We start from the raw sequence: 26,549 nt of genomic DNA, 5'->3' as shown, positions 1-26,549 counted from the left end.
AGCAGGCCACCCACGGGGCCGGCAACTAAGTCCAGCAGACCGGCGCCGGGACCGGCCGTCAGCTCAGCGGCCGACCACGGGAGCCGGCCATGGGAACAGCCATCCACGAGGTCGGCCAACAGTCCGACAAGCCGGCGCCGGGATCGGCTGCCAGTCCAGCAGGCCAGCCATCCATGGGGTCGGTCATCAGTCCAGCAGGCCGGCGCCGGGAATCTTCGGGGACAGGGGCGGGCAGTGCGTGTGGGTGGCGGCAGCTAGGCCGCCGCACTGTGCCGGCAGGCCGGCGAGCAGGTTGTGGTCGTAGACGAGCAGCGCCCACCGGCCGAAGTCGTGCCGCTCGACGGGCACGCCGAACTGCGTGACCGCGGCGTCGACCGTGCCGTACCGGGCGTGCTTCAGGTCGATGACGAGGAACCGGGCGTCGTGCTTGGTGGCGTCGTACCAGTCGGCGTCGGACTCCCAGCGGTACGAGCGGATGTCGGGGCCGATCACCGGCGCGACCTGCGCCCGGCCGTTGCTGGCGAGGGTGATGACGTTGGAGCCCCAGTAGCTGCCGAGCCCGTACCGGAGGTCGTGCGCGACGAGGTACTCCGCGACCTCGTGCGCCTCCGGCGGCTGCGGCTTCGCGCCGGCTGACTGGGTCGCGAAGGCGACGACGAGGATCACGCCGGCGACGGCCCCGATCCGCCGCACGGCGGGGGCGGCGGTGAGGAGCCGATCGCCCCACACCCTGGCGGCGAGGGCCGCGCCGAAGGGCAGCACGGCGACGATCTGCCGGGCGCTGCCGATGTCGCCGGCCTGCGTGGAGGCGATGAACGCGGCCAGGTTGACCAGGATCGCGGCCGTCAGGACCTGCGCGACCCGGTCATCGCCCTCCAGGGAGGTGCCGTCCGCGGAAATGCCGTCCCCGGAAGTCCCGGAAGTCCGGGAAGTCCGGGAAGTGCGGAAGAACCGGACCACCGTCGCGCCGAGCGCGGCCACGACGAGCAGCAGCAGCACCAGGTTGACGAGCCCGGCGGCGAGCGCGAGCGGCCCGTCCAGCGCCGGCAGGTACGCGCCGTAGTTGTGTGCGGTCGCGTTCACCGCCGTCACCACGTGGTCGCCGAGCTCGGCGACGGGGCTGAAGCGCGCCACCGGCGAGTGCACCGAGAAGCCGCCGGCCCACCAGACCAGGGCGAGCAGCGCGTGCGCGAGCACGATCGACCCGGCGCCGGCGGCGAGCAGGTGCGCGTCGGTGCCGCGCCAGGTCCGCCCGCGGATCAGCCGCGCCGCGCTCACCAGCGCGAGCGGCACCGCGCCGATGAACATGGCCAGCGGGTCGGCGACCTGCGCGAGCGCGAGCACGACCAGCACCCCGACGGGCCACCAGCGGCGCAGCGGCGTCGCCGATCTGCGGTCCACGAGCAGCCACGCGAGCAGCAGCGGCACGGCGGTGCCGGTGTGGTCCGGCGCGTACAGCACGACCGCCCACCCGCCGTGCGGCTGGGGCACGAGCAGGGTCGCGACGACCACCGCGACCCTCGCCCACGCCGCGCGCCCGGTCGCGTCGCCCTTGGCGGCGAGCGACGCGAACACGATCAGCAGCAGGTAGGTGGTCGCCGACGCCACGTGCACGACGCGCTGGTCGAGACCGAAGAAGAGCTCGATCAGCGCGTACTGCAGCAGCTCCGTGCTGTAGAACGACACGTCACTGAGCGTCCAGCCGCGCAGCAGCACGTCACCGTGCAGCATGTCCCAGGCCTGCAGGGCGTTGGCGGCGGCGTCACTGTTGGTGGGGGTGGCCCGCGCCATGCGCAGGTAGCCGAGGAGCAGGACCGCCAGGCCGGCGATGACCGCCCCGACCGTGACGAGCCGGGTCTTCCGGCTTGTCGTCGCCGCCGGTGTACGAACACCGCCGGGCTGGACAGGTTGACGCGGGATCGTGGGCAGGGTCGCCCGCTGGGCGGGCCCCGTCACCCCGCCGAGAGTTGGGCTCACACAACCTCCGACGCATTCCCCCCGCCGCGCGGTTGGCGGCACCCAGTGAACGTGATCTACCTGTGATCACGCCCGGGCCATTCTCCTGCACCCGCGCAACTGTCCGGTGTCTGCTGTCCGGGATGTGTCCGACACCTCTTCCCGGCCATTGACGATCACCTTGGTAACTATCAGCATCCCTGTGTATGTGTGGGGTGATATTCGGGGTGATCCTGCCCGTCGGCGCCGTGTGGTGGATGACGCAGCTGGACTCCACCGCCGGCCGGGTGGCCGTGTTCCTGCTCGGGTTCGTCGGCTACCCGAAGCTCGTCAAGGACTCCTACCGCGGCATGGGCCGCCTGCCGGACGTGTCCGTGGACCCGCGGCAGGACGGGCTGGCCGCGGTGGCCTTCTCGCCCGACGGCACGCTGGTCGCCACCGGCGGCGCCGACTGTACGGTGCGGATCGCGGACGCACGGACCGGCGAGGACACCGGGGCAGACCGGCCGGCGCCGGGCGGCTGGGTCATGGCGGTCGCGTTCACCCCCGACGGCCGGAGCATCGTCACCGGCAGCGCCGACGGCCGCGCCCAACCCTGGGACGCCGCCACCGGCGCGGAGCTGACCACCATGTCCGGCCACACTGCGCCGCTGAAGTCCGCCGCGGTCTCGCCGGACGGCCGGCTCGTCGCCACGGCGGCATCGACCTGACCGTGCGGCTGTGGGACGCCGCCACCGGTGACCCCCTCGCGGTGCTGACCGGGCACTCGGGCCACGTCGAGAAGGTGCTGTTCTCCCCGACGGGCGCACCCTCGCCAGCGCCGGCTTCGACGGCTCCGTGCTGCTGTGGGACGTGCCGTCACGCACCCGCCGCGCCACCCTGCGCGGCACCGCGCCCAGGTCATGGCGCTCGCCTACTCCCCCGACGGCACCACCCTCGCCGCCGGCGGCCTCGGCGGCGTGGTCCGCCTGTGGGACGGTCGCCACCGGCACCCTGACCGGCTCCCGCAACCCGGGCGGCCGCCGCCGGGTCCTGTCCCTCGCCTGGGGCCGCGACGTGCTCGCCATCGGCTGCGCGAGCGGCATCATCAAGCTGCGCCCCGCGCCCGGCACCCCCGACCCCCGCTTCCTGAACACCGGCACCCGGCTCGTCAACGCCCTCGCCTTCCACCCCGACGGCACCACCCTCGCCGCCGCCGACGGCAACGGCCACCTCCACCTGTGGCACGACATCACCACCACCCCGGCGCCATGACCCCTCGGGCCGTCCCGCCACCGCCCCTCCCGGGGCCGACGAACACCACCGCGTCCACAGAAGACGTCCCCAGAAGACGTCCACAAGAGACGTCCACAGGAGAACACCGCACACATGCTGCACCGACCGGGCGCATCCGGACCGCAGGACGAGCGCCGCAAACCTCGTCGACGCCGACCCATCCACACGCTGCGGCACCCCAGCCCGATGCGACAGGATTGCGGGATGGTGGACGCTCCCGAACCCGACTGCTGGCTGCACCCCGACGTCGAGGTGGGCGTGTCGGGGATCGCCGGCGACGGGCTCTTCGCCCGGGCCAGGATCCCCGCGGGCACCGCGGTGTCGCGGCTCGGTGGGCGGCTGGTGACCTGGGCCGAGATCAGCGACATGCTCGCCGAAGCGGCCCGGAGGCCCGGCAGCCCATACATCGACACGATCACGGTGAGCGGGACGCTGCACCTCGTGGTGCCGCCCGGCAGGCCGAACGGCAAGGGCAACCACAGCTGCGACCCGAACCTGTGGTGGGTCGACGCCTACACGCTCGCCGCCCGGCGCGACATCGACGCCGGGGAGGAGCTCACCAACGACTACGCGACGAGCACCGCCGCCCCCGGCTTCACCATGCCGTGCGGCTGCGGCTCGGCCCTGTGCCGCGGCACAGTGACCGGCGACGACTGGCAGCTGCCCGACCTCCACCACCGCTACGGCGAGCACTGGGTGCCCGCCCTGAGAGAACTCAGCGAATTGCGAGCCCGGAGCAATGCCACAGTCCTACCACCGGGGTCTGACAAAATCTGAGACATGCATGGCACGGGAAACCGGTTCGGTGAGGTCGCGGCGGTGTACGACGACGCCCGCCCGGGCTACCCGCCGGAGGTCGGCGCGGCGATAGGGTCCTATGTGGAGCGTCCACTGGAGACGGTCGCGGAGATCGGCGCCGGCACCGGGCACGGCACGGCGGTGCTGCTCGGGCTGGGCGCGCCGGTCACGTGCGTCGAGCCGGACGCGAGGATGGCGGCGGTCCTCCAGGCCCGGTTTCCCACGGTGACGGTGGTGGCGCCGTTCGAACGGTGGGTGCCGCCGCCGGGCGGGGTGTCGCTGCTCGGCTGCGCGATGGCGTGGCACTGGCTCGACCCGCAAACACGCGCCAAGCGCGCGTTCGACGCGATCACGCCCGGTGGGACCCTTGCCGTGTTCGGGCACCGGTACGCGTACGCCGACCCGGCGCACGAGGCCGCGATCGACGCCGCGTTCCGGTCGCTGCCCGACGACGGCGTGCGGCCGCGGCCCGACACCTGGGCGCGGGACGACATCGCGTCGGCGGGCCTGTTCACCGGCGTGGAGCTGGTGCAGATGGGCCGCGAGCTGCCGATGACCACGGCGGAGTACCTGCGGCTGGTCCGCACGTTCGGCCCGTTCCGGGCCAGGACGCCGCAGGAGCAGGAGACGCTGCTCGCCGCGCTGACGCGGACGCTGGACGGCCTCGGCGGCGGCACGACCCTCGACCTGCGCACGACCGTGACGCTCGCCCGCCGGCCAAAGACCGCCTGACCGCAGAGGAACCCGCCGGGCAAGAGACCACAGAGCCCGCCAGGCAAAGACCGCCCGACCGGAGGAGAATCGGGATCATGTATGTCATCAAGGAACGGTTCTTCGACATCGGTGACGACTTCGACATCACCGACGACTCAGGCCGCAAGGTGCTGCACGTCGACGGCAAGGTGCTGAGCCTGCGTGACAAGCTGGTCATCGAGGACCTCGACGGCGCCGAGGTCGCGTCGGTCCACCGGCAGCTGATCGCGCTGCGGCCCACGTACCAGATCAGGATCGCCGGCGAGGACGCCGCGGAGGTCCGCAAGAAGCTGTTCACGCCGTTCCGCGAGAAGTTCACCATCGACGTGCCCGGCGACGGCGACCTGACGATGAGCGGTGACCTGTTCGACCACGAGTACACGGTGGAGCGCGACGGCCGCGAGGTCGCCTCGGTGTCGAAGCGCTGGCTGAGCATCCGCGACAGCTACGCGGTGCGCATCGCCGACTCGGAGAACCACGTCCTGATCCTCGCCGCGGTCCTCGCGCTCGAGCTCGCCACGCAGCGCGAGAAGGACGAGGAGCGCAAGAAGAAGGAGCAGCAGGACGACTGACGTGCTGCCGCCACCGGGCGTCCGGTGGCGGCAGCACACATCAACGTCAGAGACGGACGCCGACGAAAGGTCAGAGACGGACGGCCACGACCGTGTACGGGGTGGTCGGCGTCGGCGGCGTGGTGAAGCGGGCGTTCGGCAGGTAGAGCCGGTTGCCGAACCTCGCGACCGTCGTCGGCACGTCGAAGCGGGCGTCGGTCACCGATGCGATGACGGTGCCGGCGCGGCCGTCCTTCGACAGTTTCACCGAGGTGAGCAGGTTGAGGCGGTTCTGCACGACGTACAGGGTGCGGCCGATCGTGAGCAGGCCGTCGCCGTTGACGAGGGCCAGGTCGCCGATGCGGGCGGTGACGCCGGACGCCGGGTCGACGCGGAACAGGTAGCCGGTGCTGGACTGCACGGCGATCAGGGCGCGCCCGTCCGGGGTGGACGTGATGCCGTTGAGGTTGAGGCCGTTCGGGTCGAGGACGAAGTCGCCGGTGAGCGGCAGCGTCTCGAAGGTGGCGGGCAGGGAGCCGTCACGCCCGAGCGGCAGCCGGTAGACGACGGCCTTGTTGGAGTCGGTGAAGTACGCGGCCCGCGGGGTGAGCACGACGTCGTTGACGAACGTGGGCGCGGTCGCGAACTGGTAGGAGCGCAGGACGGCGCCGGTGCGCAGGTCGATGACACGGGCGTTGCCGGCGTTGCCGCCGGCGACGAAGAGACGGCCGCGCTGGTCGGTCTTCATGCCCAGCGACGGGGTGCCGACGGCGGGGCTGATCACGGTGCCCTTGCCGGTGACCAGGTTGGCGCGGTAGATGCGGCCGTCCGCGCGGGAGCCGAGGTATGCGAAGGGCCCGGGACCGGTCGCGATGCCCTCGGGCTGGAACCCTTCGGGGAGATCCAGCACAGCGGGCGAAACGGGCGAGGCCGACGCCGGCGCGGACATCAGTACAGATGCCAACACCACGGTCAGGATGGCTGTGACGCGCAGGAATTTCGACATGTCGTGGTGTACCCCGAATTCAGCTGGTCGCGTTCATGTGCCGGCGGATCCGTTCGACGATGTCCGTGGACGGGGCGAGGAACTGCAGGCCGAGCTCGGTGTGGGGGCCGCCGGCGATGCAGTGCACGACCTGGCAGTGCAGGCGGGTGGGTGTGCCGTCGAGGACGAGCTCGACGTCGAGGGTGTCGCCGGTGCGCAGGTCGAGGGTGCCGTCGGCCTGGCAGCGCAGGCCGCCGTGGCTGAGGTCCTGCAGCTGGGCGGCGACGACCTCGCGCCCGCCGGCGAGGCCGAGACGGACGGGGCCGGTGGCGGCGATGCGTTCGGCGTGGCGGCGTTCCAGCTTCTCCGCGAGCGCCGACATATTCTCGATGCGCTCCATCGTGCCGTTGACCTGGCGGTCCAGGACGTCGACGACGCTGTGCTGGTCGACGGCGACGTGCCGCAGGACGCCGGTCGCGTCGCCGATGCCGCCGACGCCGGCGACCATCGCGGCGATCGTGTTCGTCATGTCGGCGGCGCTGCGCTCCAGCGTGGTGAGGGTGGCGGCGATCTGTTCGGTGGACTGGGCCGTCGTGCCGGCGAGGTCCTTCACCTCGTTGGCGACGACGGTGAAGCCGCGGCCCGCCTCCCCGGCGCGGGCGGCCTCGATGGTGGCGTTGAGGGCGAGCAGCCGGGTCTGCGCCGCGATGCCGGCGATGAGCTGGGTGGTGCCGTCGACCTGGCGGAGGCTCTCGCCGAGCGCGGCGACGACCTGTTCGGCGCGCCGGGCCCGCTCGACGACGGACGCGGTGGCGTGGTCGGCCTCGGTGACGCGCTCGTCGATGGTGCGGGCGGCGTCGCGGACGGCGTCGACCTGCGCGCGGACGTCGCGCAGCTCGCGGGAGATCTCGCCGACGGACTCGTCGACGACGCCCTGGGCGCGTTCGCGGAGCTGCCGCTGCGCCTCCCGCTGCTGTTCGAACGACGCGTGCAGTTGTTCCTCCCGGACGCGCTGGGCCTGGCGCAGCTCCGCGTCCTGCTCGGCGAGGCGGCCGCGGGCCTTGCGCAGGGCCCGGCCGAGGTCGCCGAGCTCGTCGCGCCCGTCGGGCAGCTCCCGCTCGGCGAGGTCGCCGTCGGCGGTGGCGACGACGCCAGCGCAGGCGAGGTTCACGTCGTGGCGGGTGCGCCACCAGACGGCCGCGGCGAGCCACAGCGCGATGACGAGGCCGGCGGTGGTGGCGGTGAGGTTGATCAGCCGGCCCTGGCGCAGGTGGTCGAGCCGGGTGCCGAGCAGCCGGTTCAGGGCGGCGATGGCCGGTTCGACGGCGGCGACGACGGCCGCGGCGCCGTCGAACGCGGTCGGGCCCGGCTCGGTGAGCTTGGCGGTGAGGGTGGCGCCGAGCGCCTCGACGGCGTCCGCGGCGGCGCCGAGCGTGGTGAGTCGCTGCGCGAGCGACGCGTCGCCGGTGTTGCGGGTCGCGGTCTGCACCGCCTCGCGGATCTCGCCGGCGGTGCCGTTGAGGGTGCCGGCCAGGACGGCCTGGGCCGCGACGCGGTCGTTGTGGGGTGCGGAGGTGTCCTGGGCCGCCGCGCCGGTGGCCGCCAGGATCGCCTCGGGCAGCAGCCCGATCAGGATGCCCGCGACGTGGGACGTGTCGAGGTCCGGGTCGAGGGTGAGGTTGGACGTGTTGCCGGCCGCGGTGATGAGCGCGGCGATGGCCTCGGCCGCCGGCAGCTTCTCCTGTGCCGCGGTGACGGCGTTCATCTCGTCCGACAGGCCCAGTCGCGGGTGGCCGGCGACCTCGGTGCGCAGCCGGCCCAGGTCCGGGGTGCGGCCGGCGGCGAGGTCGGCCATCGCGTCCAGCGCCGGATGGACCACCTCGGTGCCGTCGACCTCGGCGCCGGTGAGGTCGATCTGGTGGTTGATGGATCCGGTGTACGCCCAGGTCGCGCCCAGGCCGGGGATCAGCAGGAGCACGCAGAGCACCGCGAGACGGGTGCTGGTGCGGACCCGGTCCGCGAGCCAGAGTGCCGGCGCGAGCAGGGCCGGCCGTCCAGAAGCGGTCACACCGGGTGCATCGGCGGTGCAGGACGGTTGTTGAGCGTTTCGGGCCTCGCCGGTACATCGGCACCGGCGAGGCCAGAGACGTCAGAGGAAGCGGTACGCGGTGCCGCCCCGCACCGGCGCGACGCGCACCCCGGCGCTGGGGTTGGCGGCCTCGACGACCTTGCCGCCGCCGATGTAGATGGCGACGTGCCCGGAGGTGTGGATGACGTCGCCCGGCATCCACTGCCCGGACGGCACGCGCCGCCCGCGGGCGGCGATCTGCTCGCTCTGGTGCGGCAGCTTGATCCCGACCCGGGCATAGGCGGCCGACACCAGGCCGCTGCAGTCATACGTGTTCGGCCCGGAGGTGGCGTACACGTAGCGCTTGCCGACCTGGGCGAGGGCGAAGGACACCACGGTCCCGGCGGCGCCGGAGGGCGGCTTCACGGTGGATCCGCCCGATCCTGAGCCGGTCGACTTCTTCGGTGCCGCCGTCTTCGGCGCCGGCTTGGCGACGTTGACCGAGGGCTGCGCCGGGGGCGCGGGGCGGGTGTCGGCGTCGTGGGCGCCGGGAGCGGTGCGGGTCTGCAGCCGCAGCGTCCGGTAGGCCTTGTCGGCCCGCTCGTAGGCGGCCAACTGGAGCTCCTGGTCGGCGAGGGTGCCGGCCGAGTCGACGCTCAGTTCGTTCGGTGGTGCTGGTTGGGCCGCGGCGGCCGAGGGGCCGAGCCAGACGGCGGTGAGGGCGAGTGCGGCGGTGCCGGCCGCGATGCGGTGCAGGGGCTGGCGTGCGTTCAGGATGACTCCACGGTCGGCCCGGTGCTCTCATGCGTGTCTCGGGATGCCTGCCGCTGCGGAAGCCGGACGGACCCGAAGTACCGGGCGAAACGGACGATGTGGTTACCGGCCGTCATGAGGGCCGTCGGCGACGCTAACCGCCGCATCCACCCGACGTTGGCGGGCGTGAAATCATTCACAGCCGCGATTGCCCGCCTGCACCCTGGAATAGCCGTATTTGTCCGTACCGAACGGCCGACCGGTCCAGAGCCGACCGGCCGACCCTGTACGGCGACCGGACCCACCTGACCGAATCAACCGCATATGCTGCATTCATGCGGATTTCGCGGACGCTGCGGAGGGGTGTCGCGATCGCGGTCGTGCTCGCCGCGGCCGCCTGCGGCGGTGGCGGCGACGACGGACCGGCCGCCTCCGCCACCTGCGCGCCCTACGCGGGCTACCAGGGCCACCGCGGCACCACCGTCAGCGTCTCCTCGTCGATCCGGGACGTGGAGGCCGACAAGCTCGCCAAGGCCTGGGAGGCGTTCCAGGCGTGCACCGGCATCTCCATCAACTACACGGGCTCCGCGAACTTCGAGACCGCGCTGCCCACCCGGGTCAAGGCCGGCGACGCGCCCGACCTGGCCCTTTTCCCGCAGCCGGGCCTGCTGACGAGCATGGTCCGCGCCGGCGCCCTCAAGCCCGCCGGCGGCGAGGTCGTCGCCAACGTCGACCGGTGGTTCTCCGCGGACTGGAAGCGCTACGGCAGCGTCGACGGCGTCCTGTACGGCGCCCCCGTCGACGCCAACGTGAAGTCCTTCGTCTGGTATTCGCCGAAGTACTTCGCCGCGAAGGGCTACACGGTGCCGAAGACGTGGGCCGAGATGCTCACGCTCAGCGACCGCATCGCCGCCGACGGCGTGAAGCCGTGGTGCGCCGGCATCGAGTCCGGCGCCGCGACCGGATGGCCGGTCACCGACTGGCTCGAGGACACGCTGCTGCGCACCGCCGGACCCGACGTCTACGACCGGTGGGTCGAGCACCGGATCCCGTTCGACGACCCCGCCGTCGTCGCCGCGCTCGACCGCGTCGGCGGGATCCTGCGCAACCCCGCCTACGTCAACGGCGGCTACGGCGGCGTCGACAGCGTCGCCACCACCGCGTTCCAGGAGGGCGGCCTGCCGATCCTGCAGCAGGACTGCGCCATGCACCGGCAGGCGTCGTTCTACAGCACCTGGTGGCCCTCCACCGCGAAGATCACCGAGGACGGCGACATCTTCGCGTTCTACCTGCCGCCGGTCGACCCCGCGGCGGGATCCGGGGCCGGCCGGCCGGTCCTCGGCGCCGGGGTGTTCGCCGGCGCGTTCACCGACCGCCCGGAGGTCCAGGCGCTCGCCGCCTACCTGGCCACCCCCGAGTTCGCCGACCGCCGGGCCGTCAGCGGCGACATCGTCAGCGCCAACAAGGGCCTCGACCGGTCGCTGCTCACCTCGCCGGTGGCGAAGCTGTCCGCGGACCTGCTCGCCGACCCCGCCGTCACGTTCCGCTTCGACGGCTCCGACCTGATGCCCGCGACCGTCGGCGCCGGCTCGTTCTGGACCGAGATGACCGCGTGGGTGAAGGGCACCCCCACGGCAACCGCGTTGCACCGGGTCGACGCCACCTGGCCCGCTTAGCTTCCGTCGCCCCGAGCCGATGTCAGCGGCGTGTACGACCGGATGCGGCGCTGGACGGCTGACCGCCGGATCGCCACGAAGATCATGAGTGTGTCGCTCGTCGTCACCGCGATCTTCACCGCGTCCGGCGTCGTCGGCCTGCTCAACCTGCGCCGGCTCGTCGCCGAGCAGGACCACGAGTACAAGGTCAACGTCGTCGCCCTGGCGCGGATGACCGCGGTCCGCTCCGCCGTCGGCTCCCAGCAGGAGTCCGTGCTGTCGTACATCCTGTCGGAGCCCGGCTTCTACCGGGACAGCTACGCGGAGATCATCGCCGAGACCGACAAGGCCATCGACACCGACGTGCGGGCGCTGACCGTCATCGGGCTGTCCGCCGCCGAACACGAGAGCCTGCGCTCCTTCGCCGCGACGATCACGATGTGGCGCACCGCCCGCGACGCGGCGCTCGACGCGGCCCGCGAGGGCGAGCAGCGCAAGGCAGCCTCCGTCGTGCTGGTGCGCTCCGAGGCGATCGCCCGGGCCGTCAAGGACCGGGCCAGCAGCTTCCTCGCCCAGCTCGTCGACGCCGTCGACGACGGTGCCCGCAGGACCAGGGCCAACAGCGTGCGCACCGCCCAGCTGATGGGCCTGCTGCTGGCCATCGGCGCGCTCGCCGCGGTGCTGCTGTCGGTGCTCGCCGCCCGCACCATCTCCAGGCCGCTGCGGGAGGTCGTCGACGTCCTCGCCAGGGTCGCCCGCGGCGATCTCAGCCGCCGGGTCGAGCTGGACCGCGCCGACGAGGTCGGCCAGATGGGGCGCTCGCTCAACGAGACGCTCGGCGTGCTGCGCGGCGTGTTCGAGGAGGTGCACCACCGGGCCTCCCACGACGGGCTGACCGGCCTGGCCAACCGGGCGCTGCTGCGCGAGCGGCTCGGCGCGGCCCGCGGCAACGCCCGCAGCGGCCTGCCCGTCGCGATGCTGCTCGTCGACCTCGACGGCTTCAAACTGGTCAACGACGTGCACGGGCACGCCGCCGGGGACCACCTGCTCACCGTCGTCGCCGAGCGGCTGCTCGCCGGGGTCCGCGCCTGCGACACCGTGGCCCGGCTCGGCGGCGACGAGTTCGCGGTCCTGCTCGACGGCATGGACGCCCGCGAGGACGTGGACGCCGTCGCCGGCCGCCTGCTCGCCGCGCTGCAGGTCCCGACCGAGCACAACGGCGCCACGCTCACCCCGCGGGCCAGCGTCGGCGTGTCGCTGTGGGACGGCGAGGTCCCGATCGACGAGCTCATGCACGACGCCGACGTCGCCATGTACGCGGCGAAGACCGGCGGCAAGGGCCGCGTCGCCCACGCCCCGTGCCCGCAGCGCGCCGCCTACCGGAACGCGTCCGCCGGGTCCGCGTAGGCCATCATCAGCACGACCTTGCCGTCCTCGACGGTGAACACGTCCGCGACCGTCGCCGACGCCGGCGTGCCGTCGCGGAGCGTGCCCCACACCCGGTGCACGATCACGATCTGGTCGCCGCGGCGGTGCGCGACCGGCTCGGAGTGCAGTTCGCCCCAGCCGTCGTAGGAGTTACGCAGGTACGCCGCGACCGCCGCCGGCCCGCGGTGGTGCCCGCCGCCGGGGAACTCGTCCGGCTCGACCCAGTCCACGTCCGGCGCCAGGTCCCGCACCGCGCCGTCGATGTCGCCCCGCGCGAACGCGGCGTAGGCGCGCAGCACCAGCGCCACATCACCGTCGAGGTCCTCCTCGGTGGGTGACCCGTCGCCCGCACCGCGCTCCGGTGCCGGCGGGTCCTGTTCGGCCTCCTTCGCCGTGTACGACCCGTTGCCCTCGCCGCGCTCCTCCACAGTGGATGGCCCACCTCCCCCGCCGAGCTGCTCCACCGTGTCCGGACCGCCGCCCGCGCCGCGCTCCTCCACCGCGGACGACTCCGCCGGGGACGACCCGCCACCCGCGCCGAGATCCTCCACCATGTCCGCACCGCCGCCCGCGCCGCGCTCCTCCACCGCGGACGACTCCGCCGGGGACGACCCGCCACCCGCGCCGAGATCCTCCACCATGTCCGCACCGCCGCTCGCGCCGAGCTCCTCCGCCGTGTACGACCCGCCGCCCGCCGTGTGCGCCGGGGCCGGCAGGTCCGGCACCCTGGAGAACCGCCTGCCGCGCCCGTGCAGGCCGGTCCGCGCGGTCACCGGCAGCGCCACCAGGAGCACCCCCTCCGGAACGGCGAGCCGGCCGGTGCCCCACCGCACCCAGATCGCGACCCGCCCGGCGGCGGCCTCGGCGGCGAGCTTGTCGACGGTGCGCTGCCGGTCGCCGTGGTCGACCTCGACCACCACGGGCGGGCCGTCGGGCCGCGCGCAGGCGACATCCAGGACGGAGCGCTGACGCTCGTACGGTGGCGGCAACGGCAACACGCTCGCGGCGCGGCGATACGTCCGCCAGCCCTGCCCCTCGGCCCACGCCACGACCGCCTCGACGAGCAGCCCGGTGACCTCGTCGGCGCCCCGGTCGGCGAACGTGACGGCCGCAAGTGCCTCGGTGAGGGACGCCGCTGTGTCCATGATGAAACGCTACAAGGACGACGCCGCAGGGCGGTCAAAGGTTGAAAGCGCAGCAGATGGGATTTGTCATGTTGAATCGGTCATGGCGTGTGGTTAGCGTCCGGACCATGACGAACAAGCTCACCCGCCGCGCCGCCATCGCGCTCGGCGCCGGGGCCGCGGCCGTCCCGCTCGTCGGCTCACCCGCTTCGGCGGAGGCGGCCACGACGGCGACAGGGTCACCCTCCGAGCGCATCCGTCGCGTGTACGAGCGGCAGAAGGCCAAGGCCGGCGGCACCTGGCACGCCCACATCGCGCTGGTCGACGCGGCCGGGGTGCCGCAGCCGGTCGTCCAGGACGACGCCGACCACGTCACCAAGGGTTACAGCGTGCAGAAGCTCGCCGTCGCCACCGCCGTGATGGACAAGATCGACCGTGGGGAGCTGCGGCTGGACCAGAAGCTCGACCTGCAGGCCGACATCATCCTCGGCGGCACCGGCATCTACTTCCTGCACACGGTGTGGGGCGACGACATCACGGTCGCCAACTTCCTCACCGCGATGCTGCTCGTCTCCGACAACACCGCGGTGCGCATGTGCGGCCGGGTCGTGCCGGCCCTGGAGATCAACGAGATCCTCGCCGCGAAGGGCTTCACCCACACCAGGGTCGAGCCGGTCGCGAACCCGAACCGGTTCTTCCTCGGCGACACCACGCCCCGCGAGATCCACGACCTGCTGTGGCGCCTGGCGACGAAGACGCTGCTGAAGCCCGCCTCCTGCGACTTCCTGCTGGGCATCCTGCGCTGGATCAACGGCTACCACGACGGGATCCGGCGCAACATGTCCTCGGCGGAGCGCAGCCGGGTCGCGTCCAAGTACGGCCAGGACTTCAACACCCTCGGCGCCTCCCGGCACGAGGCCGGGATCATGTTCGGCGCCGACGGCGCGCCCGCCCTCGTCTACGGGCTGTTCGCCGAGGGCCTCGGCGACCTCGACAACTACGGCGCGACGCACCCCGCCGTCGAGGCGCACGCGGTGCTCGGCCGGGCCATGTTCGACGTGGTCGAGCGGGTCACGGTGCCGGCGATCGCGGCGAAGCAGCCGCTGAAGCCCTTCACCGCCGTGGACGGGGGCTGACCCGCTCCAGCACAGCCTCCAGCAGGGGCCCGGGCGCCTCGTCGGGGATCCAGTGGCTGACGCCACGCAGGGTCACGAAGCGGAAGTCTCCGGTCACGAAGGCCGCGCACCGGCGGGCCGCGTGGCCGGAGATCGCCACGTCGCGGTCGCTCCAGACGAACGTCGTCGGCACCGTGACCGGGCCCAGTCCCTTGAGGTCGTGGCCGGAGATCGCCCTGTACCAGTTGAGCGCCCCCGTCAGGTTGTCCGGCTCCGTGGTGGGGTGACCACCGGCGATCCTGCGCAGCAGCGCGCCGCCGCGGGCCGACAGCAGCCGCTCCGGCAGCCACGGCGTGCGGAAGAACAGCATGTACGCCGACTTGAGTGTCTGCGCGACGTCGCGGCGGACCGAGGTCGCGTACGCCACGGGGTGCGGCACGGACACGGCGGTCAGCGTCCTGACCCGGTCCGGGTGCCGGGCCGCGACCTGCCACGCGACCACCGCGCCCCAGTCGTGCCCGACGACGTGCGCGTCGGGCAGCCCGAGCGCGTCGAGCACGGCGACGACGTCGGCGACGCACTCGGCCATCCGGTAGGCCCGCTTGCCGTCCGGCCGGGCGCCCGGGGAGTAGCCGCGCTGGTCGAGGGCGAAGGTGCGCAGGCCGGCGTCGTGCAGCCCGCCGGTGATGCCGTCCCACTCCCGGCTGTCCTGTGGAAACCCGTGCAGCAGCAGGACCGGCGGGCCGTCCGCGGGACCCTTTGCGTGCACCTCGAAGGTCAACCCGCGAACGTCGATGCGCATCGGGTGACGGTACATTGAGGCGCATGGTCGATCGGTACCGGTCGCAGTCCGCCTTCAGTGACCCGGGTCCGTACGCCGCGCTGCTCAACCATCTGCCGACGGACATTCCCGGCCTGGTCAGCGTCGTGCGCAACGTCGTCGTGCACTACTTCGCGCAGGGCCTGTCGTTCTCCGGCGTTCGACTTGCCGAGGTCGACTCGCGGTGGGTGTCGCGGATGCTCGCCGCGGACCGGTCCCGGCACACCCGCCCGCTCGGCGCGCCCCGCGAGCCGAAGACCCGCGTCGTCGGCTGCGCCCGCGACTTCACCCTGCTCACCGTCGCCGCGCTGCGCCACCGCGGGGTCGCCGCCCGCAGCCGGATCGGCTTCGCCGGCTACTTCGGCGACGCCTTCCACTACGACCACGTGGTCGCCGAGTACTGGAACGGCGAGCGCTGGGTCCGCGTCGACGCCCAGCTCGACCCCGCCACGACCGACGTCGACACGTTCGACGTGCGGGAGTTCATCACCGCGGCCGAGGCGTGGACCGCGCACCGCCGCGAGGAGATCGACGCCGACAACTTCGGCGCGGATCCGGTCGGCCCGTACCGCGGCCACCGCTTCCTGCTCGACCAGGTCCGCCACGAGCTCGCCCACCGCCAGCGCGACGAGCTGCTGCTCTGGGACGAGTGGGGCGAGGTCGACGAGGAGCTCGCCGACTGGGTCGCCGAGCGGCTGCTCGCCGCCGACGCGGGCGCCGTGGAGGCGGAGCGGGAGCTCGCCGACCGGTACGCCGCCGACCCCGCCCTGCACCCGGGCGGCCGCGTCCACTGCGTCTCCCCGAGCGGCCTGGACGCCTGGGTCGACCTCTGACGTCCCGCGGGCGGGCCTGCCGCGGGCGGGCGCCTCCCGCAGGCGGCCTCCCGCGGGCGGTGTCAGAAGAGGCCGAGACGGCCGATCGGGTCGACCAGCTCGCGCTCCTCATAGGCGAGGTGCGACAGCAGCGTGTCGCCGAGCAGGTCGACGGCCTTGCGGACGTCGGCGATGCCGTCGGGCCGCGACACCATGGCGACGAGGGCGGCGTCGACCCGCTCGAGCACGTCGGCGATCACGTGGTGCTCGGCCTCCAGGCGGTCGACGACCGGGACGAGGCGCGGGTCGGCGGCGCGCAGGCGCGGGAAGAGGTTCACGTCCTCGATGGTGTGGTGGGTGGTGACGACCCGGCAGTAGCTCTCGCAGTACGTGCCGAGGGTCCAGGCGTTCTGCCGCATCGTCATCGTGTTGATCATCGACCGGGCCCGGCCGACGTCCATGCCGCCCGCGGCGACCTGCTCGACCAGGTCCCGCAGCTGCTCCAGCTCCTGGCGGAGGTGGTCGTGCACGTCGACCAGGTGCTGCCCGGATGCCCGCTGCGCGGCGGTGAGCGGCGTCCCGGGCACGGGCCCCGCCGGCCGCTGCGACTCGTCCCACAGCGCGACCGCCCCCGACACCTCGCCCGCCGCGGTCACGGACACCACCTCCGGCGCGGCGGCCGGCACGGGCGCGTCGGTGGTGCCACGGGCCGCGGCCACGAGACGGCGGGTCTCCGGCACCACGTCCTCGGCGAACGTGCGGAGCACACCGTCCCCGCCCGCCTGCACCATCAGGACGAAGGTGCTCATCCCCTCCCCCAGCGCCAGGTCGGCCAGCTGCGCCGCCCACGTCCTCGGGTGCCCGGCGAGGGGCGCCTGCCCGGGGGCCACGTTGTACAGGCGGCGGATGTCGCCCGGGGAGCGGCCGGCGGCGGTGGCGGCGTCGTCGATGCGCCGGTTCGCCTCGGCCAGCTGCGGCGGCGGCACGTACGGGGCGCTCGGCAGCCACCCGTCGGCGAGCCGGCCGACGAGGCGCAGCATGCGTGGCTTGACACCGCCGATCCAGATGCCGATCGGGTGGGCGGCCGGCGGGCCGGGGTGGGCGCCGCGCAGGCGGTAGTGGGTGCCGTCGACGCGGGCGCTGCGCTCGGTGCTCCACAGCGCCCGGATGACGTCGACGGCCTCCTCCAGGGCCTCGAGCGACGCGCCGGGGGTCAGCACCTCGCCGCCCATGCCGGCGATCGCGTCCCAGAAGGCGCCGGCGCCGAGGCCGAGCTCGACCCGGCCGCCGGTGAGGACGTCGAGGCTGGCGGCGGCCCGGGCGAGGACGGCCGGCGGGCGCAGCGGCAGGTTGGCGACGTTGGGGAAGACGGTGAGCGTGCTGGTCTGCGCCGCGACGACGGACAGCAGCGTCCACGCGTCCAGGAACCGCGCCTGGTACGGATGGTCCTGCACACTGGTCAGGTCGAGGCCGAGCTCCTCCGTGAGCCGGGCGAGCCGGAGCGTCTCCGTGGCGGTCGCCGCCTCGGCCGGCAGGAACGTCCCGAAGCGCAGCTCGTGCCCATAGTCGGTCATGCAGATATTCTGCCACACAGACGATTAAGCGTTCGCTTCGTGTGACCCGACGCACCCGGTCAGCCGCCGATCCTGCTGCGCACCGCCGCGCGCGATCGGCAGTACCCCAGCCCCGGCCTCACCCTTTCACAAGCAGATCGCAGCCCGTCGGCAGTCTCCGCACCGACGTCGGCAACTGGCTCGGGCGACGCTCCCGGCAACCTCCGCGAGCGTCCGGAAGCGATCCACCGCCATGCCCCACTCCCCATCCAGGCCCAGCGCCGGCGGCACGAACCGGGAACGGCGGTAGATCGCCGGCGCACGGGAGTCATCGACAGGCGCGAGCCCCGCGACGGGGCAGGGCCCGGCCATCCGTATGACCGGGCCCTGCCCCGACGTTGGACTTGAAACGCTGCCCGCTACGGGCAGGCGGCGTCGTTGCCGGCGACGTTGACCGCGGTCCAGGCGGCCTTGACCGCCTTGTACTCGGTGGAGCAGTTGCCGTACAGGTCGGCGGCGGCGCGCAGCGAGTAGGCGCGGGCCGTGTTGCCCGGGTTGGCGGTGTTGACGTAGGACGTGTTGGACGTGAAGTACAGGTTCACGGCGCGGAACCAGATCAGCTCGGCCTTCGACCGGCCGATGCCGGTGACGGCGGGGGCGGAGCCGCAGACCGGGGAGGTGCCGTAGGCGGTGCTGCCGGTGCCGTTGGCGAGGTTGAAGAAGAAGTGGTTCGCCGGGCCCGACGAGTAGTGCACGTCGACGTTCTTGGTGCTGGTGGACCAGCAGCTGTGCGACGAGCCGTCCAGCGACGGGTTGTACATGTACCGCAGCGGCGTCCCGTTGCCCCGGATGTTGATCTTCTCGCCGATCTGGTAGTCGCCCGGGTCGCTGGCGGTGTTGGCGTAGAACTCGACCATCGAGCCGAAGATGTCGCTGGTGGCCTCGTTGAGACCGCCGGACTCGCCGGAATAGGTGAGGCCGCCGGAGACGATGTTGGCGGTGACGCCGTGGCTCATCTCGTGGCCGGCGACGTCGAGGGAGACCAGCGGCCGCGAGTTGCCGGAGCCGTCGCCGTAGGTCATCTGTGAGCCGTTCCAGAACGCGTTGACATACGCGTTGCCGTAGTGCACCCGCGACGGCACGCCGGCGCCGTTACCGAAGATGCCGTTGCGGCCGTGCACGTTCTTGAAGTAGTCGAACGTCTTCGCGGCGCCGAAGTAGGCGTCCGCGCCGGCGGACTGCCGGTTGCTGTTGGCGTTGGTGCCCCACGTGTTGTCGGCGTCGGTGAAGACGGTGCACGTGCCGGAGGTGGTGTTGTTCATGTCGCAGGCGGTGTTGTTGCCGTGCGAGGGGTCGCTCATCCGGTACGTGCTGCCGCTCAGCATCGTGTCGATGCTGACGTTGCCGGAGTAGATGGTCTTGCCGGTGCCGGCCACGGTCTCGATCTCGTCCCACGTGCCGAGAACCTCGTTGCTGGTCGCGTCGGTGACGACGTGCAGCACGGACGGGGTCTGCCCGTCCGGCGCCCAGCCCTCCACGACGCTCTCCCACGCGAGCCGCCCGGTGCCGCTGGAGGCGTCGACCATGAGCTGCGGCGCGCGGGTGGCGGTCACGCTGCCGGCGAACGCGGCCTTGGCGGTGCGCTGCGCGGCGACCGCCGCGACGGACGGGGTGACGGAGATCCGCAGCGGCGCGTCGAGGCTGTTGGAGGTGCCCGCGTAGGCGCCCTTGGCGTCGGTGTGCACGACGACGTCGCCGCCATAGACGCGCAGCCCGTGATACGTGCGGGTGTAGCGCACGTGGGCGGCGCCGCCGGCGTCCACCTGGGTGCGGTAGACCTTGAACGCGTCACCGGACGCGACCTTCGCGTCGGCACCGTGCAGCCGCAGCGCCCGGTCGACGGCGGCCGTGCCGGCCGAGCCGCCGGACACCTCGACGGCCGGTCCGCCGGAGCCGACGGGTCCCGCGAACGCGGCGGTGGCCGTCGCGGGCACGACGAGCACGGCGCCGATCAGCGCCGCGAAGCTTCTTCTCACTGGCCCTCCCTGAGTGGGTCCATCCGTGACGGGTGACGTCACGCATCGACGTATATCAGGGTATGAATGTCTCGTGAACCCCTTGCTACAAGGTCATGTGGAACGAACGACCCACGATCTCGCGTAAGACGGCATCGTCGACGGCATCGACACGCTTGATGTAGAGGCAGCCCTTGCCGGTCGTGTGCGGCCCGAGCCGGCTCAGCAGGTCCTGATACGCGTCCACCCCGCCGGTCAGATACAGCACCGTCTGCGCCTTGCGCGGCGAGAAGCTCACCGCCGGGACGTCGCCCTCCCGGCCCGAGTCATAGCGGTAGTGCCGCGAGCCGAAGCCGACGATCGCCTTGCCCCACAGCACCGCCGGCTCGCCGGTGACCTCGGCCATCAGCGCGACGAGCCCTCGCGCCTCCCCGCGCCGCCGCTCGTCGGCCACCCCCTCGACGAACTCGCCGACATCGCCGTCGCCCGCCACCGTCTGGTTCGTGTCTGCCATGCGCACACGCTACGACCCGGGTACGACATTTCCGCCGGCGTTGAGCCGCGCGGCGCGCATCGTCAGGTACCGCCGCTCGGGGATGCTCGCCGTGGCCGACGCCGCCGCCCGGTAGTGCCCGGCCGCCGCCGCGGCGTCACCGGCCAGCTCGTACAGGTGGCCGCGGACCGCGTCGAGCCGGTGGCTGCCCGGCAGGCGCCCGTCCAGGGCCGCCAGCAGCCGCAGCCCCTCCGCCGGGCCGTCCACCATCGCGGCCGCGACCGCCCGGTTCAGCGCGACGACCGGATTCGCGGTCATGCGCTCCAGCAGCCCGTACAGGGCGAGGATCTGCGGCCAGTCGGTGTCCTGCGTGCTCGCCGCCCGGTCGTGCAGGGCGGCGATCGCGGCCTGCAGCTGAAACGGGCCGACCGCGCCGGCACGGAACGCCGCGTCGAGCACGGCGGTGCCCTCCACGATCAGCGGCCGCAGCCACCGCCGCCGGTCCTGCTCGGCGAGCGGCACCAGGTCACCGGCGGCGTCGACGCGGGCGGGCCGCCGGGCGTCGGTGAGCAGCATCAGCGCCAACAGCCCCGCGACCTCGCCGTCGTCGGGCAGCAGCGCGCGCAGCATCCGGGCGAGCCGGATCGCCTCGGCGGACAGGTCGACGCGGACGAGCTCCCCGCCCCCACCGGCGTACCCCTCGTTGAAGATCAGATAGAGGACGTGGAGCACCGACCGCAGCCTGGACGCCCACTCCGGCCGCTCCGGCATCCGGAACGGCGCGTCGAGGGAGCGGACCTTCTGCTTCGCGCGGCTGATCCGCTGGCCCATCGTCGCCTCCGGCACCAGGAACGCCCGGGCGATCTCACCCGTGCTCAGCCCGCCGACGGCCCGCAGCGTCAGCGCGATCGCCGACGCCTCGGTGAGCGCCGGATGGCAGCACAGGAACAGCACGGTCAGGGTGTCGTCCCGCTCGTACACCACCGGCGGCGGCTCGACGGCGAGCACCTCCCGCCGCCGTCTGGCCTGGTCGGCGCGCAGCTGGTCGAGCAGCTTCCGCGAACCGGTCTGGATCAGCCAGCCCCGCGGGTTGTCGGGGATCCCGTCCCAATGCGTGGCGGCGGCGAGCAGCGCCTCCTGCGTGGCGTCCTCCGCGGCGCAGAAGTCGCCGAACCGGCGGGCGAGCGCGCCGAGGACCTGCGGCGCCAGCTCGCGCAGCAGGTCCTCGACAGGGTCCTTCACCGGCTCAGACCTCGGACGTCAGCAGCTCGAAGTCGGCCGCGTCCATCACCCTGCGGACCGTGATCGGCTGCCGCTGCGGCACCCCGCCCGGCCCCGGCACGCAGGAGATCTTCGCGGCGATCTCGATCGCCCGGGCCTCCGAGTCGACGTCGACCAGCTGATAGCCGGCGAGCAGCTCCTTCGACTCGGCGAACGGCCCGTCGGTGACGACCGGCGCCGCGACGCCGTCGGACGTGACCACCTTCGCGTGCTCCGGCCCGGTCAGCGCCTGCTGGTCGACGAGCTCACCGCTGTCGAGCAGCTCCTGCCGCAGCGCCCCGTAGTAGTCCATGTGCGCCGCGATGTCCTGCGGCGTCCACTCGTCCATCGGCGTGTCCACGTCGCCGCCGTTGTAGTCAACGATCAGCAGGTACTTCGCCATCCCCGGCTCCTCACGTCGCGCGGCGGCGTCCGGCGGCGGTCACCATGGGAACGGAGCCACCCCGGCGGTTTCGACATGCGCGCCGCAACGATCTTCGCACTCGCACAGTGGATGACGCCTGCTGAGACCGAAGCCGGATTCGAACCGGCGTGCACCGCTTTGCAGGCGGCCCCCTGACCTGACTCGGGCATACGGTCGTGCTGCTGCGTGCCCTCGGCTGGACTCGAACCAGCGACCTTCAGGTTCGGAACCTGGCGCTCTGCTCCACTGAGCTACGAAGGCGTGTGTACTGCGTGCGGATGGAGGGATTCGAACCCCCTGAGCCAGTAGGCACCTGGGTTACAGCCAAGCCCGACTCTCCAACGTCGGCGCACCCGCGTGATCTGGTGTTGCTCCGGCGCCCGGACTCGAACCGGGACCCGAACGGTTAACAGCCGTTTGCCCTGCCGATTGGGCGACGCCGGACCGGACTGACGTAGCGCGGACGGGCCTCGAACCCGCACAGTGTCCCGGGTGAAAGCCGGGCGACTCTCCCAATTCGTCCACCGCGCCATGCTGCATACACAGTCGTACACGTGAGATGCGGGGGTGGGATTCGAACCCACGATGCTCCGGCTTATGAGACCGGCGAGGACGACCGAGCTCCTCCACCCCGCAGTGCGCCGCCAGGGACTCGAACCCCGAACTTGCTGGTTAAGAGCCAGCCGCTCTACCCATTGAGCTAGCGGCGCGCTGTACTGCGTGTCCTCGGCTGGATTCGAACCAGCGACCCCCAGGTCCGCAACCTGGCGCTCTACTCCCCTGAGCTACGAAGACGTGAACTGCGTGCCCTCGGCGCGATTCGAACGCGCACCTACGACGACCTCAACGCCGTGCCTCTACCTTTGGACCACGAGGGCGTGGCGCCCCGGACAGCCCCGGGGCGTGCGCTGCAGGCGGAGGATTCGAACCCCCAATGTCCGGTTCAGAGCCGGATGTGTTGCCGGGTTACACCAGCCTGCAAGGGGCCGGCGGGGTGATGGCCCGCCGGCCGGGGAACAACGGAGCGGCAACCGGGACTTGAACCCGGGACCTTCGCCATGGCAAGGCGACGCTCTGACCACTGAGCTACAACCGCACGTGCTGGTGCCCCGGGAGGCGAGCGTCCCCCTCGCGTTCCCTTCCCCGGGCACCCAGAACAGCTCACGGGCACCGACCCCGTTTCTCCGCTGTGGAAGAGCGGCGTGTCCGCCGAGTTCACCAGAGCTGCGTCGCCCGTCCGGGGGTTGAACCCGGTCTTCCGGATTGAGAGTCCAGTGGTCTACCTTCCTCAGCCTCACGGGCGCTATTTCGCACATTCATATAGACGTGCGTCATCCACTATCGAGTTGTCAAAGAACGGCATTCATCGGCCGGCGAGCGGGCAAAGAAAAACCGCCCGGTCCCGGGTGCGGGAAGGGCGGCGGGGTGCTGTGCCAGCGGGATGCTAGCCGCTCCACCTGCCCTGGTGCTGCTGGAGTCGCTCACAGAGATAACCGCGGAGATTGCCTCCGAACACGGCTTCCCCGCAACCGCGCGGCAGCTGCCGTCGCGTCGCGTCACTGGGGAGCCGCTTCATGGCCCGTCTCCTGTCTCTTGGTGTTTCATCCGGTGTTGATGAATACGATAGGGCGCGCCGACGACGGCGACAACCCTATTTATCGGCGGTCTTTCAAATGGTCGCGTTCCAGGTGCGGATCGACGGTAGGTCGTGCTCGTGGCCGAGCGTCGAAAGGGTCGCGGTGTCGAGGCTGAGGCGCGCGCCGAACGCGACGGACTCGCCGATCCACCGCGACGCCAGGGCGCGCGAGGCGTGGCCGTGGCTGACGACGGCGACGTCACCGACGACGAGCATCGGGCGGACCCGCGCCAGGAAACGGTCGAGCCGGATCGTGACCTGCTCCGGGGTCTCGCCGCCGGGGCAGCCGTCGGTCCACAGTTCCCAGTCCGGCCGCTCGGCCCGGATCTCGGAGGTGGTCAGCCCCTCGTACGTGCCGTAGTCCCACTCGGCGACGTCGGCGTCGACCTCGGTGACCGTGAGGCCGGCGAGCTCCGCCGTGCGCAGCGCGCGTCGGCGGGGGCTGCTGACGACGGCGACGAAGCCCGCCGTCATGAACGCCCGGCTGAGTGCCCGGCCCTGCCGCTCACCCGCCGGGGTGAGGTCGAGATCGGTCCTCGAGGTGTGGCGCCCGGCGGCGCTCCACTCGGTCTGTCCGTGCCGCACCACGACGATGTCGCCCATCCGCCTCATTCTGCCTCGCTTCGCTACAGTGCGTCTCGTGGACGAGGTTCTGGTGCTCTGGGATGTTGACCATACCCTCGTCGACGTCGATGGACTCGGTCGTGAGGCCTACGATCTGGCATTTTTTCGCCGGTACGGACGGCCGGTGACCAACCAGCCGCCGATGGCGGGCCGCACCGACCGGGCGATCGCGCACGACGTGCTGCGGCTCAACGGCGCGCCGACGTCCGAGGAGCACCTGGAGGGGCTGCGGGTCGCGGCGGAGACGGCGTTCGACGAGCTGGCGCATCTCCTGCCGGTGCGGGGCCGGGCGCTGCCGGGCGCCCTGGCCGCCGTCATGTCGGCGAGCGGGGTGCAGTCGGTGCTGACGGGCAACCTGCGGCGGATCGCGGAGGTGAAGCTCGGCCCGTTCGGCCTGGTGGAGCACCTGGATCTGGACGCGGGCGCGTACGGCTGGAGCCACACCGTCAGGGCCAACCTCGTCGGCATCGCCAGGGCGGCGGCGCGGGACCGGTACGAGCGCTCCTTCGACGGCCTGCGGACGGTCCTCGTCGGCGACACGCCGCTGGACGTCGAGGCGGCCCTCGCCACGGGCGCGGGCGTGGTGGCGGTGGCGACCGGCCGCTACACGGTCGAGGAGCTGGTGGCGGCGGGCGCGCACGTGGTCCTGCCCGACCTGTCCGACACCAGCGGGGTCGGGGACGCGATCAGCCGGGCCCGCACCGGCCGCTAGATCTTCGGCGACCGGTTCTCGTACGGCGTGGACAGCACGACCGTCGTGCGGGTGATGACGTTGGCGGCGGTGCGGATCTCCTGCAGCAGCCGCTCCAGTGCGAGCGGGCTCTCGACCCGGACGAGCAGCATGTAGAAGTCCTCGCCGGCGACGGAGTAGCAGGACTCGATCTCCGGCAGCTTCGCCAGCCGGTCGGGGGCGTCGTCGGGCTGCGACGGGTCGATGGGGCGGATCGCGACGAACGCCGTCAGCGGCAGTCCGATCGCGTCGTGGTCGAGCCGTGCCGTGTAGCCCTTGATGACGCCGCGCTGCTCCAGGCGGCGCACCCGCTGGTGCACCGCCGACACCGACAGCCCCACCTTCTCGGCGAGGTCGGTGTAGGACAGGCGGCCGTCGGCGGCCAGGGCCGCCACGATCGCGCGATCGGTCTCTTCCACGGCACGAACCCTAACTGGTGCCCGCCCCGGCGCGCAGGCACGATTCTCAGAGCGACCGGGCGATGACGAGGCGTTGGATCTGGTTGGTCCCTTCGAATATCTGCAGCACCTTGGCCTCCCGCATGTACCGCTCGACGGGGTGGTCCTGCACGTAGCCGGCCCCGCCGAGCACCTGGACGGCGTCGGTGGTGACGCGCATCGCAGTGTCGGTGCAGAACAGCTTCGCCATCGCGGCCTCCGCGCTGTGCGGGCGGCCGGCGTCGCGCAGTCTCGCCGCGGACAGGTACAGCGCCCGCGCCGCGGTGATCTGGGTGGCCATGTCGGCGAGCATGAACCCGACGCCCTGGAACTCCATGATCGGGCGGCCGAACTGCGCGCGGTCCTTGGCGTAGGCGACCGCGTAGTCGAGGGCGGCCTGGGCGAGGCCGACGGCGCAGGCGGCGATGCCGAGCCGGCCGCCGTCCAGGGCGCTCAGCGCGATCTTGAACCCGCCTCCAGCCTCGCCGAGGAGCCGGTCGGCGGGCACGTGCGCGCCGTCGAGCACGATCTGCGCGACCGTGGAGGAGCGCAGGCCCATGGTCCGCTCGGGTGCCTGCGGCAGCAGCCCGGGGGTGCCGGCGTCGAGCAGCAGGCAGGAGATGCCTTCGGGGGTGCGGCAGAAGACGTCGTAGAAGTCGGCCTTGCCGCCGTGGGTGATCCAGGCCTTCGTGCCGTTGAGCGTGTACCCGTCGCCGTCGGGGTCGGCCCGGGTGGTGAGCGACGCCGCGTCGGATCCGCTCTGCGGCTCCGACAGGCAGTAGGCGCCGAGCAGCTCACCGCCGAGCATGTCGGGCAGGTGCCGCTTGCGCTGCGTCTCGGTGCCGTACGCGGCGGTCGGGTAGCAGGCGAGGCTGTGCACGGAGACGCCCTCGGCGACCGCCAGCCAGCGGGCCGCGATCTCCTCGAGGACCTGCAGGTACACCTCGTAGGGCTGGCCGCCGCCACCGTACTCGGCGTCGAACGGCAGCCCGAGCAGCCCGGCCCGGCCGAGCAGGCGGAACAGCTCGCGGGGGAACTGGCCGCGGGCCTCGAAGTCGTCGACGCGCGGCGCCAGCTCCCCGTCGGCGATCTCCCGCACGAGCCCGATGAGGTCGGCCGCCTCCTCGGTCGGCAGGACACGCTCGACAGGGGCGGTCACAGCGTCACCTCCGCTGCGCTCCGGCGCCGCCGCGACCCAACCTGCCATGCCGGTGAGCGGCCCGAGCCGCTCCGCTGGCCGCTCACAGCGCCACCTCCGCTGCGCTCCGGCGCCGCCGCGACCCA

Annotated in this window: 24 protein-coding genes, 12 tRNA genes and 1 pseudogene; 11 read left to right on the top strand and 26 right to left on the bottom strand. The window is 72.5% G+C overall.

What is annotated here, in order from left to right; translation table 11 throughout:
• Window positions 1-186: 186 nt before the first annotated feature.
• Complete coding sequence (locus AB0I21_RS45750) at window positions 187-1,977, bottom strand: hypothetical protein (RefSeq protein ID WP_360570452.1); 1,791 nt, start codon at window positions 1,975-1,977, stop codon at window positions 187-189.
• 185 nt (window positions 1,978-2,162) lie between these two features.
• Between AB0I21_RS45750 and AB0I21_RS45745 the strand changes: the two genes are divergently transcribed.
• The 6 genes and pseudogenes from AB0I21_RS45745 (at window position 2,163) to AB0I21_RS45720 (ending at window position 5,354) form a co-directional block, all read left to right on the top strand.
• Window positions 2,163-2,666 carry a hypothetical protein gene (locus tag AB0I21_RS45745; RefSeq protein ID WP_360570450.1) on the top strand — a complete coding sequence of 168 codons (504 nt, stop codon included), beginning with the start codon at window positions 2,163-2,165 and terminating at the stop codon, window positions 2,664-2,666.
• 85 nt (window positions 2,667-2,751) lie between these two features.
• Window positions 2,752-2,805: pseudogene (locus tag AB0I21_RS45740) on the top strand (WD40 repeat domain-containing protein); the annotation flags it as partial.
• Complete coding sequence (locus AB0I21_RS45735) at window positions 2,794-3,210, top strand: WD40 repeat domain-containing protein (RefSeq protein WP_360570448.1); 417 nt, start codon at window positions 2,794-2,796, stop codon at window positions 3,208-3,210. The pseudogene AB0I21_RS45740 and the gene AB0I21_RS45735, both read left to right, overlap by 12 nt.
• A 225-nt stretch (window positions 3,211-3,435) precedes the next feature.
• On the top strand, window positions 3,436-4,008 hold the full coding sequence (locus AB0I21_RS45730) for an SET domain-containing protein-lysine N-methyltransferase (protein ID WP_360570446.1): 573 nt from the start codon (window positions 3,436-3,438) through the stop codon (window positions 4,006-4,008).
• Window positions 4,009-4,011: 3 nt separating this feature from the next.
• The gene (locus tag AB0I21_RS45725; protein ID WP_360570444.1) at window positions 4,012-4,761 is read left to right on the top strand and encodes a class I SAM-dependent methyltransferase; all 750 of its coding nucleotides are present in this window, start codon (window positions 4,012-4,014) and stop codon (window positions 4,759-4,761) included.
• Window positions 4,762-4,838: 77 nt separating this feature from the next.
• Entirely contained in the window at window positions 4,839-5,354 is a 516-nt protein-coding gene (locus AB0I21_RS45720; RefSeq protein ID WP_360570442.1) for an LURP-one-related family protein, read from the top strand.
• A gap of 70 nt (window positions 5,355-5,424) precedes the next feature.
• Here AB0I21_RS45720 and AB0I21_RS45715 read toward each other — a convergent pair whose 3' ends face one another.
• The 3 genes from AB0I21_RS45715 to AB0I21_RS45705 form a co-directional block, all read right to left on the bottom strand.
• Entirely contained in the window at window positions 5,425-6,300 is an 876-nt protein-coding gene (locus AB0I21_RS45715) for a superoxide dismutase (protein WP_360570440.1), read from the bottom strand.
• Window positions 6,301-6,358: 58 nt separating this feature from the next.
• Window positions 6,359-8,386 carry a methyl-accepting chemotaxis protein gene (locus AB0I21_RS45710; protein WP_360570439.1) on the bottom strand — a complete coding sequence of 676 codons (2,028 nt, stop codon included), beginning with the start codon at window positions 8,384-8,386 and terminating at the stop codon, window positions 6,359-6,361.
• Between the two features lie 81 nt (window positions 8,387-8,467).
• A complete protein-coding gene (locus tag AB0I21_RS45705; protein WP_360570437.1) occupies window positions 8,468-9,001 on the bottom strand; it encodes a C40 family peptidase in 534 nt (177 codons plus the stop codon).
• A 473-nt stretch (window positions 9,002-9,474) separates the two neighbouring features.
• On the opposite strand from AB0I21_RS45705, the gene AB0I21_RS45700 reads away from it, so the two are divergent.
• Window positions 9,475-10,815 carry an extracellular solute-binding protein gene (locus AB0I21_RS45700; RefSeq protein ID WP_360570435.1) on the top strand — a complete coding sequence of 447 codons (1,341 nt, stop codon included), beginning with the start codon at window positions 9,475-9,477 and terminating at the stop codon, window positions 10,813-10,815.
• A gap of 30 nt (window positions 10,816-10,845) precedes the next feature.
• A complete protein-coding gene (locus AB0I21_RS45695; protein ID WP_360570433.1) occupies window positions 10,846-12,201 on the top strand; it encodes a diguanylate cyclase in 1,356 nt (451 codons plus the stop codon).
• On the opposite strand, the gene AB0I21_RS45690 is transcribed toward AB0I21_RS45695, so the two are convergent.
• Window positions 12,171-13,367 carry a nuclear transport factor 2 family protein gene (locus AB0I21_RS45690; RefSeq protein WP_360570431.1) on the bottom strand — a complete coding sequence of 399 codons (1,197 nt, stop codon included), beginning with the start codon at window positions 13,365-13,367 and terminating at the stop codon, window positions 12,171-12,173. The genes AB0I21_RS45695 and AB0I21_RS45690 overlap by 31 nt on opposite strands.
• A gap of 107 nt (window positions 13,368-13,474) precedes the next feature.
• Between AB0I21_RS45690 and AB0I21_RS45685 the strand changes: the two genes are divergently transcribed.
• Window positions 13,475-14,482, top strand: a complete 1,008-nt coding sequence (locus AB0I21_RS45685) for a serine hydrolase (RefSeq protein ID WP_344502214.1) — start codon at window positions 13,475-13,477, stop codon at window positions 14,480-14,482.
• Here AB0I21_RS45685 and AB0I21_RS45680 read toward each other — a convergent pair.
• Window positions 14,460-15,263 carry an alpha/beta fold hydrolase gene (locus AB0I21_RS45680; protein ID WP_360570429.1) on the bottom strand — a complete coding sequence of 268 codons (804 nt, stop codon included), beginning with the start codon at window positions 15,261-15,263 and terminating at the stop codon, window positions 14,460-14,462. The genes AB0I21_RS45685 and AB0I21_RS45680 overlap by 23 nt on opposite strands.
• A 23-nt stretch (window positions 15,264-15,286) precedes the next feature.
• Here AB0I21_RS45680 and AB0I21_RS45675 point away from each other — a divergent pair, with 23 nt between their 5' ends.
• A complete protein-coding gene (locus AB0I21_RS45675) occupies window positions 15,287-16,114 on the top strand; it encodes a transglutaminase domain-containing protein (protein ID WP_360570427.1) in 828 nt (275 codons plus the stop codon).
• A gap of 62 nt (window positions 16,115-16,176) precedes the next feature.
• On the opposite strand, the gene AB0I21_RS45670 is transcribed toward AB0I21_RS45675, so the two are convergent.
• The 18 genes from AB0I21_RS45670 to AB0I21_RS45585 all read right to left on the bottom strand — a co-directional run bounded on the left by AB0I21_RS45670 (window position 16,177) and on the right by AB0I21_RS45585 (window position 24,077).
• Window positions 16,177-17,667, bottom strand: coding sequence for an LLM class flavin-dependent oxidoreductase (locus AB0I21_RS45670; RefSeq protein ID WP_360570425.1), 1,491 nt, complete (start codon window positions 17,665-17,667; stop codon window positions 16,177-16,179).
• 398 nt (window positions 17,668-18,065) lie between these two features.
• Window positions 18,066-19,682 (bottom strand): M4 family metallopeptidase, encoded by a 1,617-nt coding sequence (locus AB0I21_RS45665; RefSeq protein ID WP_360570423.1) that lies wholly within the window; start codon window positions 19,680-19,682, stop codon window positions 18,066-18,068.
• Between the two features lie 85 nt (window positions 19,683-19,767).
• Window positions 19,768-20,175 (bottom strand): DUF1801 domain-containing protein, encoded by a 408-nt coding sequence (locus AB0I21_RS45660; RefSeq protein ID WP_360570421.1) that lies wholly within the window; start codon window positions 20,173-20,175, stop codon window positions 19,768-19,770.
• A 9-nt stretch (window positions 20,176-20,184) separates the two neighbouring features.
• On the bottom strand, window positions 20,185-21,396 hold the full coding sequence (locus AB0I21_RS45655; RefSeq protein ID WP_360570419.1) for a DUF6596 domain-containing protein: 1,212 nt from the start codon (window positions 21,394-21,396) through the stop codon (window positions 20,185-20,187).
• A 4-nt stretch (window positions 21,397-21,400) separates the two neighbouring features.
• The gene (locus AB0I21_RS45650; RefSeq protein WP_344502206.1) at window positions 21,401-21,817 is read right to left on the bottom strand and encodes a YciI family protein; all 417 of its coding nucleotides are present in this window, start codon (window positions 21,815-21,817) and stop codon (window positions 21,401-21,403) included.
• 124 nt (window positions 21,818-21,941) lie between these two features.
• Window positions 21,942-22,014: transfer RNA gene (locus tag AB0I21_RS45645), tRNA-Cys, on the bottom strand.
• An 11-nt stretch (window positions 22,015-22,025) separates the two neighbouring features.
• Window positions 22,026-22,099 (bottom strand) — tRNA-Arg (locus AB0I21_RS45640).
• Between the two features lie 12 nt (window positions 22,100-22,111).
• Window positions 22,112-22,195 (bottom strand) — tRNA-Tyr (locus AB0I21_RS45635).
• Between the two features lie 14 nt (window positions 22,196-22,209).
• Window positions 22,210-22,282: transfer RNA gene (locus AB0I21_RS45630), tRNA-Asn, on the bottom strand.
• Between the two features lie 11 nt (window positions 22,283-22,293).
• Window positions 22,294-22,369, bottom strand: a tRNA-Glu gene (locus tag AB0I21_RS45625).
• A gap of 28 nt (window positions 22,370-22,397) precedes the next feature.
• Window positions 22,398-22,474, bottom strand: a tRNA-Met gene (locus AB0I21_RS45620).
• A gap of 1 nt (window position 22,475) precedes the next feature.
• Window positions 22,476-22,548 (bottom strand) — tRNA-Lys (locus AB0I21_RS45615).
• Between the two features lie 11 nt (window positions 22,549-22,559).
• Window positions 22,560-22,633 (bottom strand) — tRNA-Arg (locus AB0I21_RS45610).
• Window positions 22,634-22,643: 10 nt separating this feature from the next.
• A tRNA-Leu gene (locus AB0I21_RS45605) sits at window positions 22,644-22,716 on the bottom strand.
• A gap of 30 nt (window positions 22,717-22,746) precedes the next feature.
• Window positions 22,747-22,819 (bottom strand) — tRNA-Gln (locus tag AB0I21_RS45600).
• 42 nt (window positions 22,820-22,861) lie between these two features.
• A tRNA-Gly gene (locus AB0I21_RS45595) sits at window positions 22,862-22,934 on the bottom strand.
• A 133-nt stretch (window positions 22,935-23,067) separates the two neighbouring features.
• Window positions 23,068-23,141 (bottom strand) — tRNA-Glu (locus AB0I21_RS45590).
• A gap of 366 nt (window positions 23,142-23,507) precedes the next feature.
• Window positions 23,508-24,077 (bottom strand): histidine phosphatase family protein, encoded by a 570-nt coding sequence (locus tag AB0I21_RS45585; RefSeq protein ID WP_360570417.1) that lies wholly within the window; start codon window positions 24,075-24,077, stop codon window positions 23,508-23,510.
• A 37-nt stretch (window positions 24,078-24,114) separates the two neighbouring features.
• On the opposite strand from AB0I21_RS45585, the gene AB0I21_RS45580 reads away from it, so the two are divergent.
• Window positions 24,115-24,810 (top strand): haloacid dehalogenase-like hydrolase, encoded by a 696-nt coding sequence (locus AB0I21_RS45580; protein ID WP_360570415.1) that lies wholly within the window; start codon window positions 24,115-24,117, stop codon window positions 24,808-24,810.
• On the opposite strand, the gene AB0I21_RS45575 is transcribed toward AB0I21_RS45580, so the two are convergent.
• Window positions 24,807-25,247 carry an Lrp/AsnC family transcriptional regulator gene (locus AB0I21_RS45575; RefSeq protein WP_360570413.1) on the bottom strand — a complete coding sequence of 147 codons (441 nt, stop codon included), beginning with the start codon at window positions 25,245-25,247 and terminating at the stop codon, window positions 24,807-24,809. The genes AB0I21_RS45580 and AB0I21_RS45575 overlap by 4 nt on opposite strands.
• Window positions 25,248-25,293: 46 nt before the next feature.
• On the bottom strand, window positions 25,294-26,424 hold the full coding sequence (locus tag AB0I21_RS45570) for an acyl-CoA dehydrogenase family protein (protein WP_360570411.1): 1,131 nt from the start codon (window positions 26,422-26,424) through the stop codon (window positions 25,294-25,296).
• Window positions 26,425-26,549 lie beyond the last annotated feature (125 nt).

This window comes from Dactylosporangium sp. NPDC050588 (assembly GCF_040654975.1).
Classification (GTDB): Bacteria; Actinomycetota; Actinomycetes; order Mycobacteriales; family Micromonosporaceae; genus Dactylosporangium; species Dactylosporangium maewongense.
Note: the sequence above shows the minus strand (reverse complement) of the source record. Positions and strands in the feature narration are given on the sequence as shown.